Annotated in this window: 15 protein-coding genes and 1 pseudogene; 9 read left to right on the top strand and 7 right to left on the bottom strand. The window is 61.2% G+C overall.

Annotated elements, in window-relative coordinates; all coding sequences use genetic code 11:
* Nucleotides 1-121 precede the first annotated feature (121 nt).
* A complete protein-coding gene (locus tag Q8M88_RS02825) occupies nt 122-286 on the top strand; it encodes a hypothetical protein (protein WP_305594732.1) in 165 nt (54 codons plus the stop codon).
* Between the two features lie 21 nt (nt 287-307).
* A pseudogene (locus tag Q8M88_RS17670) lies at nt 308-566 on the top strand (DDE-type integrase/transposase/recombinase).
* Nucleotides 567-625: 59 nt separating this feature from the next.
* On the opposite strand, the gene Q8M88_RS02820 reads toward Q8M88_RS17670, so the two are convergent.
* The 7 genes from Q8M88_RS02820 to Q8M88_RS02795 form a co-directional block, all read right to left on the bottom strand.
* Nucleotides 626-979 carry a 2Fe-2S iron-sulfur cluster-binding protein gene (locus Q8M88_RS02820; protein ID WP_305594731.1) on the bottom strand — a complete coding sequence of 118 codons (354 nt, stop codon included), beginning with the start codon at nt 977-979 and terminating at the stop codon, nt 626-628.
* Nucleotides 976-1134, bottom strand: a complete 159-nt coding sequence (locus Q8M88_RS02815) for a hypothetical protein (RefSeq protein ID WP_305594730.1) — start codon at nt 1132-1134, stop codon at nt 976-978. Before Q8M88_RS02815 ends, Q8M88_RS02820 begins: the two co-directional genes overlap by 4 nt.
* 34 nt (nt 1135-1168) lie before the next feature.
* Entirely contained in the window at nt 1169-1657 is a 489-nt protein-coding gene (locus Q8M88_RS02810; protein WP_305594729.1) for a hypothetical protein, read from the bottom strand.
* Nucleotides 1657-1950, bottom strand: coding sequence for a DUF1971 domain-containing protein (locus tag Q8M88_RS17665; RefSeq protein WP_371132615.1), 294 nt, complete (start codon nt 1948-1950; stop codon nt 1657-1659). Before Q8M88_RS17665 ends, Q8M88_RS02810 begins: the two co-directional genes overlap by 1 nt.
* A complete protein-coding gene (locus Q8M88_RS02805; protein ID WP_305594728.1) occupies nt 1947-2219 on the bottom strand; it encodes a group III truncated hemoglobin in 273 nt (90 codons plus the stop codon). The genes Q8M88_RS17665 and Q8M88_RS02805 overlap by 4 nt, the downstream gene beginning before the upstream one ends.
* A complete protein-coding gene (locus Q8M88_RS02800; protein ID WP_305594727.1) occupies nt 2219-2413 on the bottom strand; it encodes a hypothetical protein in 195 nt (64 codons plus the stop codon). The genes Q8M88_RS02805 and Q8M88_RS02800 overlap by 1 nt, the downstream gene beginning before the upstream one ends.
* A gap of 158 nt (nt 2414-2571) precedes the next feature.
* Nucleotides 2572-3060 carry an Rrf2 family transcriptional regulator gene (locus Q8M88_RS02795; protein WP_305594726.1) on the bottom strand — a complete coding sequence of 163 codons (489 nt, stop codon included), beginning with the start codon at nt 3058-3060 and terminating at the stop codon, nt 2572-2574.
* Between the two features lie 1592 nt (nt 3061-4652).
* Between Q8M88_RS02795 and Q8M88_RS02790 the strand changes: the two genes are divergently transcribed.
* The 7 genes from Q8M88_RS02790 to Q8M88_RS02760 all read left to right on the top strand — a co-directional run bounded on the left by Q8M88_RS02790 (nt 4653) and on the right by Q8M88_RS02760 (nt 11600).
* Complete coding sequence (locus tag Q8M88_RS02790) at nt 4653-5054, top strand: GreA/GreB family elongation factor (protein WP_305594725.1); 402 nt, start codon at nt 4653-4655, stop codon at nt 5052-5054.
* Nucleotides 5044-5724 carry a hypothetical protein gene (locus Q8M88_RS02785; RefSeq protein WP_305594724.1) on the top strand — a complete coding sequence of 227 codons (681 nt, stop codon included), beginning with the start codon at nt 5044-5046 and terminating at the stop codon, nt 5722-5724. Before Q8M88_RS02790 ends, Q8M88_RS02785 begins: the two co-directional genes overlap by 11 nt.
* The gene (locus tag Q8M88_RS02780) at nt 5667-6479 is read left to right on the top strand and encodes a uroporphyrinogen-III synthase (protein ID WP_371132614.1); all 813 of its coding nucleotides are present in this window, start codon (nt 5667-5669) and stop codon (nt 6477-6479) included. Before Q8M88_RS02785 ends, Q8M88_RS02780 begins: the two co-directional genes overlap by 58 nt.
* A 1125-nt stretch (nt 6480-7604) precedes the next feature.
* On the top strand, nt 7605-8018 hold the full coding sequence (gene rnk / locus Q8M88_RS02775) for a nucleoside diphosphate kinase regulator (protein ID WP_305594723.1): 414 nt from the start codon (nt 7605-7607) through the stop codon (nt 8016-8018).
* A gap of 1177 nt (nt 8019-9195) precedes the next feature.
* The gene (locus Q8M88_RS02770; protein ID WP_305594722.1) at nt 9196-9765 is read left to right on the top strand and encodes an NADPH-dependent FMN reductase; all 570 of its coding nucleotides are present in this window, start codon (nt 9196-9198) and stop codon (nt 9763-9765) included.
* A 10-nt stretch (nt 9766-9775) separates the two neighbouring features.
* Nucleotides 9776-10624 (top strand): 4,5-DOPA dioxygenase extradiol, encoded by an 849-nt coding sequence (gene ygiD / locus Q8M88_RS02765; protein WP_305594721.1) that lies wholly within the window; start codon nt 9776-9778, stop codon nt 10622-10624.
* A gap of 142 nt (nt 10625-10766) precedes the next feature.
* Entirely contained in the window at nt 10767-11600 is an 834-nt protein-coding gene (locus Q8M88_RS02760; protein WP_305594720.1) for an alpha/beta fold hydrolase, read from the top strand.
* Nucleotides 11601-11747: the final 147 nt, after the last annotated feature.

Below are 11747 nucleotides of genomic sequence, written 5' to 3'. Positions count from 1 at the left end.
CGGTCTCTTCCTTGGACACATCAAGGCCAACAAAGTTGCTCATCTTCCTCGGCTCCTTGCCTGGGGCGCCACGCCACTGCGGTAAGGTGCTGCGCCTGATCGCCGGCCTCAATTACGCAGCGTGAAATACCCGCTGTCGCTGCGCACCGTGGAGGATCTCCTGCACGAGCGCGTCACCGACAACTGCCACGAGACGGTGAGGCTCTGGTGGAACCGGTTTGGGCCGATGTTCGCCGCCGAGATCCGCAACAAACGGGTCGATCGCATGCGCGAGCACACCCACTGACGCTGGCATCTCGAGGTCTAGGTGAAGATCCACGGCGAGATGCACTACCTATGGCGGGTGATGGATCACGAAGGGGAAGTGCTGGAGTCCTTCGCCAGCAAGACCCGCAAAGACTGCAGCCCTGAGCTTCATCAAGCGAGCCAGGAAGCGTCACGGCAAGCCGCGCGCCATCGTCACAGATAGACTGCGTTCCTACACAGCGGCCATGAAGGAGATCGGCAACGCAGAGAATCAGGAGGTGGGCCAGTGGTCAGTGTCGAAACGCTCTCATCCGGCATAATGCAAAGAAGGTGCAGGGCTGCATCGCGGAAAACACCTCAACGGGCGCGGGAAGCCGGCTCAAAGTCCCAGCACCCGCTGCTCGGCCGGCACATGGACGATCAGGCCATGGCAAAAACGATCGACCAGAACTTGGCACGACAGCCTCGACCGGTTGTCGACGTCTTCGGCAAAATCCAGCATGGACTCTTCTAGCGCGGCTGGAGGCCCAACCACTGTCTGCCAGTCCGGGTCGATGTAGACGTGGCACGTGACGCAGGCGCAGTTACCGCGACACTTGGCGTCAATGCCGCGCACGTTCGCGCGCAGGGCGGCCTCCATGAGCGAGCCTCCGGCGCGCGCTTGCACGTCCTGCTGGGTTCCATCGGGTTGTACAAAGGTGATGGTTGAGTTCTGGGACGCGCCCGCGATCACGCGAAGATCTTCCAACCCACAAACACGAGCATCACGGCAAAGCCCGAACAGAGCAGCATGTTGACGAGCATCCGCATCATCCCGCGTTCGTGCTCGTTAGTCAGGCCGACATAGTCGCAAACTGCATTGGCGGGCAGCATCAGGAGTTGAAGCATTGTCATGTTTCCATTGAGTTTGAGTTCCGTCTGGTCACCGGGCGGGTTCTGTCCGGCGCGGTCGTTTTACTGGGCCGCGGAAAAGATCGCCAAGGCCCAGAAATAGGAGCCAAAGCACCTTGAACACCTCAGCCGTGATATAGATCGCGTGTAGGTGGGAGGGCGGTGGAGAATGTCCGGCCTGAATTGCGAGGACGCGTAGATCCAGAACAGAGATCAGCCAGAATGTCTGAACGAGAATGATGGCGCCAGGAACCAGTACGCCAAGAAACCAGCGCTTACGCCACTTTGACTTGGCGCCCAGGACTAAGAGGACAACGAGCAAGGCCAACTCGACGCCGTTATAGACCCTGAAGGTGTGTTGACCTACGTCCAAGGCCACCGACAGGGTGAGCGACGGCGCCAGGAACTTTGCAGGCGTGGCGAGCAATGCCACCCCGATCGAAAGCCCGGCCCAAAGCAGATAGAGCTTGGCCCCTAGCCGCTCGACCTTGTCTCGGGGTGCAAAGCTCGGCGAAACCATCAGGTTAGCTCACGACGGTGGAACTCGACAAAAAAGCGGACCGGACCCCGCGGTTCGACCGCGTGCAGAATTGTCGGCTCGACGACGCCGGGCGGTGTGTTGGGCGTCAAAATGATTTCAGAAGGAGCCCGGCGTGGATCCTCGATCCGATACGCCAAGTGCCCCGCCAGCACATGAATTAGCCCCCAAGTCCCGCTCTTCGTCGTGTGGGCTTTCAGCAGAGCGGCCGGCACGGTCGTTTCTGTGAATTCTGGTGTGCAACTATAGGGTTGAACCCCAGATGGCAGGGTCATCGCACGTCTCTCCGAGCGCCGTCGGAAAGCTTGACCGACCTGTCTGCCGCACTGGCGGCTGGAAGCTCGACGCGGCTAGCGGCAATGCCGAATTGTAGGCTTTGGGCGATCATCTCGGATTTGGCGATGAAGAGCGCCGCCGCCTCGGGCGGACAGATTTCAATCGCCGTCTGTTGGAACAGATGCAGCCAGCAGCCGAAATGGGTGGGCCGGATATCGGGTATACGGGCGTGCGCAGCCATCGGCGCGCCCTTAAAGCGTCCGGTCATCAACAGCACTGACGACCAGAAATCACACATCTTTTCAAATGTTTGTCCCAGACCTCCCCGATCACGCGATTGAAGATCGGAGCAAGGACTGGATCGATGCGGATCCTGGCGTAGAAGCCGTGCACCAGGTCGTGGATCATCTGCTCTGTCACGCCCACGGCGACGCCAGGGCCTACACGGGAGGGAACGTTCATCACACCGCCTAGCCAACTCAAAGAAGTATTATATATGTTCCTTTGGGTTTGGCTAGCCCAGCACTCGAGCCACCTCTATGCGGCACACATCGCAGCGGTGGGCCCTGATCCCACTCACAAAAGTGGCTCTCGCGAACCTGGGCCTGTAGCCTAGACCTTCATGTGACCCGCCGACGCGTCGCCGTCTCGCCGGTCGCATCAACGGTGGCAGATGACTCCAGAGCCAAAAGCCCGCGCAGAACCTTTCGATTCTCGACGAGATCCGCCAGGCTGTACTTGTCGAGAACGGCAAGAAAGGCGGCTCGCGCTTGATGCAAGGCGCGACGCAGCTTGCAGGCCGGTGTGATCACACAAGCTGCATTGATCGTTTCGAAGCACGGCACCAGAGCGAGGTCCGGTTCGGTGCGCCGCACTACTTCTCCAAGGATGATCTCCTCGGCCGGCCGGGCCAGATACATCCCGCCACTCTGGCCACGTACGGTTTCGATGTACCTCGCGACGCCAAGCTGGTGGACCACCTTCATAATGTGGTTCTTCGATATGCCATAGCTGGCTGCAATCTCGCCGATCGTCGGCCGGCGCTCGGGGTGCAGCGCAACATACATCAGCACCCGCAACGAATAGTCCGTGTAAACTGTTAGACGCATGGTCGCCTTGCTGTTGCTTCCTGTTGGAAAAATCCCTCAATGCTTACTATCATGAATATTTGAACCTTTATAATCGCCTCGCTTGAAGCCATCTGTCCGTTCAGTGATTCCTCGATCAATTTGATCGGACGGCCGGCCGGTGTTTCCTTGAAGCGCCGGCGCAATTCTCCGGAAGGCGGGCGAGCGCACATTGTGTCACTCAAGGTTGGCAGGATTTGGCCCCGAAAGGCTGCGGAAGTATTCGTTTCCCGTCACCAACGCCTGGCGAACCCTGGCGCACCGACACGCGTCTCAGCAGCGTTGCAAGTTCCGGCTCGTGCACCAATTCGGCGCCGTAGGCGGGCGAGTATGATCGCAAGATTCACTTTCCTTTTTTGCGGAAGGTGGTCTGGAATACTTCAACCTTGAGACCGAAAACGATCGCGCGACACGTCGGCAATCCTCCGTCCCTCTTCGCTTTGCGATAGGGGTAAGTCCCGAGGGCCACCATCGCGTGATCTGGGCAACCACGCCGCTCTCTTCGGTCGCTTCTCGTGCGACGGTCTGGGGTCCGCTCTCATCACCTTTGGGCGAAGCCTTGGGCCACGCGCAGCGTCCCGTGCCGCAGATGTGGTCAGGAGGAAGTGGAGTTGCGCGCCCTCGTCATTGGTAGAGGAGAGAACTGCGAACCAACGTAGGTCTCCGACCTGACCGTATCACTCGTGTTTCGCATGCGGCTGAGGAGTTGGGGTTACGACCGCGGGCCGGCTTCGGGCGCGCCTCAGATCGATCGGAAAGGGCCGTGCGGTCGACCGGGGCCTGGCGTTCCACACTGGCCTCTGCGCGATAGCCGCCCGATCGACCCCGTCTTCATTTCGCGTTCGCACGCGCCCAGGGTTGTCTGAACCCGACATGAAACATCCTTGCCAGAGGCACTACGCCTCACAGTTGCTACTCAAAAAAGGAAAGTTATGCGCTAGATCGCCTCGGACTCACGGCGTTGACCGTAGAGAGTTCGAGGTTAGACGGGGCCGGCGTTGCTGCGCGTATACTTTGGCGCAATGGCCTGGACGGGAAGTTTGCACATAACTCTGTCAGGATTGTCGGGTTGATAAACGAAGTCATACCACGAACTTGTGACGTCCGCTATGTTGACTTCCCTCAGCACGAGGCCATGTTAAGCCCATGCGACCGACGACCTCTCATTCGCGTGGCCTGTGCCACGCCCACCGCCTCGTCAAGGGCGGCGCTCCCCGAGCCTAGTTCGCGCCGAACAGGGTTCGGGGCCGCATCAGGCCGATTCTCGCCTGCGATCTGGTCGTTATACGCCCTCCTGATATGCACAGGTCTGCGCCCCGCGCGACGCGTGCCGATGCATGGCTGGGGCTCTAAAGAGCATGCACCTATGGCACAGACCCTCTCAACTCAGTCTTCACGATCTCAAACTCGCCATTGACGCGTTTCGAGGCGTGTTGAGCGCCGAGCCGCACAACCATTCGGGCCATGTCGTGCCCTTCCGGGAACCGCTGCCACGACGCGCCGCCACCCGCGCGACTGCCCGACAATTCTTCGCCCCCAACTATGCGGCCTAGCGCTGCACCCAAGAGGCTGCAATGTTTACCTACGCCCCCTCGTCTACCCGCCGGCCGGCCGTCTACATGACCCGTCGGGATTTTGCCGAACTTAGCGGCCGCGCCAACGCCTTGGAGCACACTGCGGTCGGGCAATCGCTGCAAGCTGAATTGATGCGGGCGATCATGGCGCCGGATGGCAGCACGCGGTCCTTCGTCAGGCTGGGGTCTAAGGTGGCTTATGAGGACCTCGAGAGCGGGGCGATCCGCCGGCTGACCCTCTGCCTCCCCGAAGATGCCAGCCTTGATGACATGCGGCTTTCAGTGCTGACACCCGTCGGCGCGGCCCTGATCGGCGCAACCGCAGGACAGGTGCTTGAATACGTGGTTGGCGGTGGCCCCGCCCGCCGTCTGCGAATCCTGGAGGTCAAAAATGAACAATGACCCCCTGGAAAACCGGGCCACCTTGTTGCTGTCAAAGGTCGCTGCCGACGCCGCGGCTGAAGTCCAAGCCGCTGTCGTGCGTCATGCAGCCTCCATGGGACGATCCGGCATCGTCATGGCGTTGCGGGCGCAGGCATGCGAACTCGGCGCGTCAGCCATCGGATATGATCAGATCAGTAGTCTCGCCTTCGAATCCGCCGCCGACGATATGGCCTGGGGGCGCACGCCACTCGCGACGTGGAGACCTTTCGCACTAGGCGCGGCGGGCGCGTCGATCCTGGAGAGGCGCGCGCTCCGCGCCCGTCTGCCGCGGGTCGATCCAGAGGCGATGTCTCGGGGCGAACAGATTGCGCGCGCCATCGAGCATCGTCTCCTCTCAAAACACGATGCATTTGAGGCGATACGCGAACACTCCGCCGCACTCGAAGGCCACGCTGAGATCCAATCGGCGCTGTGGGACGATCCGCGCATTGCCGCCACGTCAGATGTCCGTTTGATAATGCGTGCGACGATCGACCCGCTTCGGCACCGCATCCACGCGCTTGCTCCAGCCCCAGCTCCGCAGGCCGCGCCGTTGTGCCTGGAGCGGGCGCCTGAAGCGCAGATCCGCGGATGGCGAAGACTCTTCATGGCGCGTCGGATCCTCCCTACGCCGCGGTTGCGGTCGTAATGCAACGATCTCGATCGTCATCCGCACGCCCACTTGTCTGGGTCAGCCGCACCCAGCCCTTCGCCGATCAAAGCGCGGAGCGCTTGGCCGCCTTGGGCTACGCGTGCTTGGTCTTGCCCCTCATGCAGGTGGTGTACTCCCAATCGACGCCCGATTTAACGGGCGTTGGAACGCTGGTCTTCACAAGCCGAAATGGCGTGGCGGCCTTTGCCCGGCGCCGCCCTGAGCGAGAATTCTCGGTGTTCGCTGTGGGAGACGCCACAGCCGCCGCGGCGCGTCGCGCAGCCTTTGCGCGTGTGGTGTCCGCGGCCGGCGATGTCGCCGCCCTTTGCCGCCTGGTGCGAGCCCAGGCTCGGAGAGAGCTGGGCGTCGTTCTACGTGTAGGTGCGGCGGAGCCGGCTGGGACGCTGGTCGCAGATCTCGTGGCCGATGGCTTCGATGTCGCCGACTGGGTAGCGTATCACTCGGTTTTGACAGACGAACGTCAAATCTTGGATGGTCTCCTTGCACTGAAAAGCAACCTGGCCGCAGTGCTTCTCTATTCGCCGAAGACCGCCCAGGGCCTGGGGCGCCTGCTCGCGGAATCGAAGGTGTCGCTCGGACCCATCGTCTGCATATCGCTGGCTGCAGCCAAAGCGCTTGCGGCCCCAGCCCACTATCCGTTGCGTATTGCCAAGCGACCCAACGAAGCCTCGCTCTTCGACGCGCTGCACGCCATTGAGCTTGACCGTCGCGGGGCGCTCAGCCCCATCTGAGGAACCCAATCAAAGCCATCGTCAAGGCCAAGCCCCACAGGCTGAACGCGATGATTGCGCGCAGCCTCGATCGTGGCCGACGGGCGACAAAACCTTTGTGGATGTAGGCGATCGGACGAACCTGGTGCGCTTCGCACCCGACGATGTTGTGTTTGCCAAATCGCCTACTCACGCGGGCGGCCACTGCAGTTCGCCCCAAGCCCCGGGATGACGATCACCTCTTCGAAGTACAGCCACTCGGTGCGTGCGCGCCCACAAGGACATCTCCCTTCAATCCGACCGCCGCAAGTTGGGCAGGCGTAGGCTACCGCAGGTCCCGCTGGAACCTCGCAGATAGCGATTTGCTTGATCATTGATAATCTCCAGGACTTCGATCGATCCACGGCTTTGGTTCAAGAAAAGCTGGCTCCCCCGGCCGATGCCGGGGGAGCGCTTCGGCCCCATGGCTTTGGGGGCCTACTTCGTGCCGGTCGGGGATCCGGCGCGAGATTTCACGAGCTCACTGAGGCTGCCCGCCTGCGCGGGCGCGACCTTAGGCTGTTTCGGCTTTCGCGGCTCTCGGTTGCCGCTTCGGTTCTTCTTGGACATGTGTCTATCCCAGCCTGCGCCAAGCGCTCGCGTGTAGTCCGCAAAAAGACTACCGTCCGCCCGACTGCAGGATTGATTTTTTGGTGGAGAATGGCGAATCCACGCGCGTAAATGGCGTCGTGAGTTCAATATACGGGGTGTCCCTGACCCAGGAACGCGACGGCGTTCTTAGAGGGCCAGGGTTACGTGCCTGGGATTAGGCAGATGGGCCGCCGAACGGCCAAAGAGCAGACATGGCACTGCATGCCGTCATCTTGAACGATCCTGCGAGGAAGTCAAACCTGCTGGGTGGATTTCCTCAAGGGCTCAGGTGGCTTTGGTACAGCGTTTGACTTTCCAACCAACTGGGCGATGAGTTACCAGATGATACGGCCATCCACCTTCAGGCGCTTTTGCCATCACGGCGGTAGCCTCCTCGCAGGCAAATAGCCCCGGACTCCGGTTACGCAAGCGGGGTCCGGGGCGATCTCCTCCTTTTTGACACCGTCTTCGTCGTCCCCCTGCCGGCGAGCGGCTTTGCATCCTTGGAGCACCGCAATGGCTCGTCAGGCCAAATCAAATAAGCGACCGCCCATCGTTCTGCGAGAGACCGACGCGGAACGTCTTTCGAACCTCGCCAGTCAAATGGAAGCCAACGCCCCACTCGCTGCTGGTCTTTTGCTTGATGAGATCGAGCGCGCCGACATTCGTGCCGACCATTTGGTCGGCGACAGCATCATTGGCATGCATTCTGTGGTCGAGTTCGTCGACGGCGCGCATGACCTCAAACAAACTGTGACCCTGGTCTATCCGACTGAGGCGGACATCTCGGAAGGTCGGATTTCGATTTTGACGCCGGTGGGCGCCGGTCTCATCGGCTTGACAGCAGGGCAGTCCATCAGCTGGCCTGCCCGTGACGGGCGCGAGCGCATCCTGCAAATTCTCAAGGTTTCGCGCGCGGCGGCATCCTGATGCGTCGCGGCGGTCGCATCGCCGAAGACCGCCTACTGGCGAAGGCCGTGCAGGCGATCTGCGCGGAGGCATCCTGGGAGGCGCTCGAGCTGACCACACGCCGGGATAGGGAGGCGGCGTGCGACCTTCTCCGTGGGCATTCGGCGGAATGCGCCGGCTCACCCTCAGGTCGCGACCAATTGTTGGGCCTGGCATTGGATCAGGCCGCGGCCGCCCTAAGGCATCAGGTCGCCGCTCCGGCGCACATCGATCTATCTTCGTTTCTCGTACCCCAGCGCATCCATTCCTCAGCTGAGGCCAGAATTCGGGTGCAGAGTGAACACCTCCACTTGTCCGGTTCGGACGCGCTTAGGCGATACGCGGAGTCCACCGCGAGCGGTTATCGGGCCGCCGCCCCGCGACGGCGGCGCAATCCGATGATGGTCGAGCTCCTGCGAGAGGATGCTCTACTAAATCGAATTCTGTGGGCTGACGCGAGGATCCTTGCCGACGAGCCGCAGCGAGCATTCATGCTAGCCTGTGCGCCCTATTTGGAATGTATGGCGAGCGACCAAGGTCGGCCTTCGATCTTAGCGCGGCTAACGAACCGAACGTGCGGCGGACAGTAATTCACGCAATAACGACCTCGATCTGAGGGAGCCGTTATTTGTCTGTTGAGAAGACTCTCAAATGAACGGTTTACAGGGCGTGGCGGCGGCTCGAGCAAAAGAATTCCAATAACGTGATCGCGGCCGTGAGCCGGCGCTAGCGGAAGAGTGCTCTCACGGGCAAGCCAATTAGCGAACCAAAAGGCCACTGTTCACACAGAGGACCTCGTCCGGTCGCGTCTGCCGCATATACCAATCAGCTCTGAAGACTTCGTCTGGGGTCAAGTCGGGCACAATCAGCTGCGGCCCATTCGCGCGAATAACTCTGCCGCGCCGCCTACGAGGCGAAGTTCGTGAGTGGCGATAGGTCCGGGCGGGCGCGCGACCGGAATGGATGAAATGTACATTATTCATACACAGTGGTATTCAGTGCGTTTGCTACGAGCGGCGTACCCCGTGCCGCAGCGGCTTCTAGGCGCGGACAGGAGGGAAGGGCCGATCTCACGAGGATTTCCATTGGCGACTGGCGCCAAGGTGCCATTTGGCGCATTCATTCTGCGGAGCACTCAACACATTGTGGAGGATGCGTCATGACATCTCACAAGGTCGGCTATTTGGTTGGAAGTCTCGCTAAGGCTTCGATCAACCGAAAGCTCACGCGGGCTTTAATCCGATTGGCGCCTGAGGATCTGGAATTCGAGGAGATCCATTTCCGAGATTTGCCTTTGTACAGTTACGATTACGACAGCGACTACCCTGCGATCGCTCAGACGTTCAAGTCGGCGATTATGGATTCCGACGCAATCTTGTTCGTGACACCGGAATACAATCGCTCGATCCCGGGCGCCCTCAAGAATGCGATCGATTGGGCGAGCCGTCCCTATGGGGCTAATGCATTCGCGCGCAAACCGTCAGCCGTGATCGGCGCTTCGCCTGGCTCGATCAGCACGGCGATCGCCCAGCAACATCTCAAAGGCGTACTGGGGTTCTGCAACTCGCCTCTGATGAATGCGCCGGAAGGGTACATCCACTTCACACCCGGGCTGATCACCGATGACGGCGACGTGACCGTCCCTTCGACCGAAGCGTTCTTGCGATCATTCATGAGCGAGTTCCACGACTTCATCAGCCGGGTCTACACCGCCTATCCGCGGAGTTGAACGCATCGTCATGACCCGCATGCCCGCTCTATTTATTGGCCACGGCAGCCCGATGAACACGCTCGAGGTAAACGGCTTCACACGCGTCTGGCGGATTATAGGCGAGCGAATTCCGCGCCCGCGGGCAGTGCTGGTTGTCTCCGCGCATTGGTTCATTGGAGCGACGGCAGTCACCGCCATGGCTAAGCCGCGCACAATCCACGATTTCTACGGCTTCCCACCTGAGCTGTTCGCATTCGACTATCCAGCGCCCGGGGCGCCCGACGTGGCGAAGGAGGTCGCGGATCTAGTCGCGCCCGAATGGGTGGGCCTGGACCGCGATCAGTGGGGGTTCGACCATGGAGCTTGGAGCGTTCTCGCCCACCTGTATCCCCAGGCTGATGTTCCGATCGTTCAGCTCTCGATCAATGCGCTAAAGCCGCTCGACTATCACGTGGAACTGGGGGCGCGACTTTCCGGACTGCGCGATCGAGGCGTGCTGATCCTCGCCAGCGGCAACGTTGTCCATAACTTGCGGCTCATCGACTGGAACCGGCCAGACCATGGTTTTGACTGGGCGCAGCGCTTCGACGAGGCCGCTGTCGAGCAGTTGGCCGCGGACCCGGCGGGTGTCCTCCGTCTGACATCGCATCCTGACTACGCACGCGCCGTGCCAACGCTCGATCACTTCGCACCACTCCTGTACTTGGCAGGCGCGGCCATCGCGGACGGCGCCGCTCGTCCCTTTGTGCGGGGTTACGCCCTGGGGTCGCTTTCGATGACCTGCTACGGCGTGGGCGTTGACCCCTCCCTGTGTGTTGAGGCCCAGGGCGCGGCGCAACTGCCCGTCGGCGTGCCGCCTGACCAGACCAATATCTAAGTCGGACGGGGTCATTTCCCGGACGGTCGCTACCCGCCGGACAGGCATCCGAATAACGACTGCGGGGGCGCGCGCAAACCGCTACCCGCGGGGCTATCTAGGGCGTAGAATGGCAAAGCTCAACTAGCCTTGCAGGGATCCCATGAGCGCGCCTCTCGATGACCTGGCGGCAGGCCGCACAATAGATATCGGCGGCGTGGCGACGCATTATCATGATGCAGGCGAGGGTCCGCCACTGCTCCTGATCCACGGTTCCGGTCCAGGCGTGTCGGCCTGGGCAAACTGGCGCCTGGTGATGCCAATCCTTGCAAAGAGCTTCCGAGTGCTCGCCTACGATCAGCTCGGCTTCAACAAGACCATTCCCGCCAACGGCGGTTTCGGGCGAGAACGCTGGACTCGCCACGGCCTGGCATTCGCTGACGCGATGGGGCTCGATAAGTTCGATGTGATCGGCAACTCCATGGGAGGCTCGATCGCCTTCTCCATGGCCGCCACCGTGCCGGGACGGATCGGCCGCATCTTGAACATGGGGACGCTCGGCGTCCCCAGTCTGATTCCACCCGGATTGGACGAAGTCTGGGCTTATACGCCCAGTGAAGCCAATATGAAGCGGGCGATCGAGCTCCTGGCCTACGATCAGCGGATCAACACGCCGGATCTTGTGAGACTGCGCCTTGAGGCTAGCCAGGATCCCGCCGCCGACGCGGCATGGCGCGCAATGTTCCCCGCCCCGCGCCAGCGCTGGCACGACGACCTGTCGCTGAGCTGGGATGAACTCGCGGCCATCACACAACAGGTCCTATTGGTCCACGGCTACAATGACCAGGTCGTGCCGTTCGCCAAGACGTCGCTCGTCCTGATGGATGTGCTGCAGGACGTGCGCATGCACGTCTTCGCGAACACCGGCCACTGGGTTCAGATCGAGCGCACCTCAGAATTTTGTCGCCTCGCCGAGAGCTTCTTCACCGCGGCGTAAATTGCTCTCATCGGCCTGTTTCGGAGCCGGCTCTCCATTGCTCTCGGACACGGCAGAATTAATCGTTTTGAACAAACGCCGGCCGGTGCGGTCCTTCGCGCGCACTTCCATTTGGCGCCCTCTCATCACGAGGAAGGGTGATTTGCC

The organism is Phenylobacterium sp., from assembly GCF_030693805.1.
Taxonomy (GTDB): Bacteria; Pseudomonadota; Alphaproteobacteria; order Caulobacterales; family Caulobacteraceae; genus Phenylobacterium.
The sequence above is the reverse complement of the archived record's forward strand: the minus strand, read 5'-3'. Positions and strand labels throughout refer to the sequence as shown.

Coding starts and splice junctions, on each gene's coding strand:
- Q8M88_RS02770 (WP_305594722.1), top strand. CDS start 9,196: ATGACATCTCACAAGGTCGGCTATTTGGTTGGAAGTCTCGCTAAGGCT.
- Q8M88_RS02780 (WP_371132614.1), top strand. CDS start 5,667: ATGGCGAAGACTCTTCATGGCGCGTCGGATCCTCCCTACGCCGCGGTT.
- ygiD (WP_305594721.1), top strand. CDS start 9,776: ATGACCCGCATGCCCGCTCTATTTATTGGCCACGGCAGCCCGATGAAC.
- Q8M88_RS17665 (WP_371132615.1), bottom strand. CDS start 1,950: ATGACCCTGCCATCTGGGGTTCAACCCTATAGTTGCACACCAGAATTC.
- Q8M88_RS02810 (WP_305594729.1), bottom strand. CDS start 1,657: ATGGTTTCGCCGAGCTTTGCACCCCGAGACAAGGTCGAGCGGCTAGGG.
- Q8M88_RS02790 (WP_305594725.1), top strand. CDS start 4,653: ATGTTTACCTACGCCCCCTCGTCTACCCGCCGGCCGGCCGTCTACATG.
- Q8M88_RS02815 (WP_305594730.1), bottom strand. CDS start 1,134: ATGCTTCAACTCCTGATGCTGCCCGCCAATGCAGTTTGCGACTATGTC.
- Q8M88_RS02785 (WP_305594724.1), top strand. CDS start 5,044: ATGAACAATGACCCCCTGGAAAACCGGGCCACCTTGTTGCTGTCAAAG.
- Q8M88_RS02800 (WP_305594727.1), bottom strand. CDS start 2,413: ATGAACGTTCCCTCCCGTGTAGGCCCTGGCGTCGCCGTGGGCGTGACA.
- Q8M88_RS02805 (WP_305594728.1), bottom strand. CDS start 2,219: ATGACCGGACGCTTTAAGGGCGCGCCGATGGCTGCGCACGCCCGTATA.
- Q8M88_RS02795 (WP_305594726.1), bottom strand. CDS start 3,060: ATGCGTCTAACAGTTTACACGGACTATTCGTTGCGGGTGCTGATGTAT.
- rnk (WP_305594723.1), top strand. CDS start 7,605: ATGGCTCGTCAGGCCAAATCAAATAAGCGACCGCCCATCGTTCTGCGA.
- Q8M88_RS02760 (WP_305594720.1), top strand. CDS start 10,767: ATGAGCGCGCCTCTCGATGACCTGGCGGCAGGCCGCACAATAGATATC.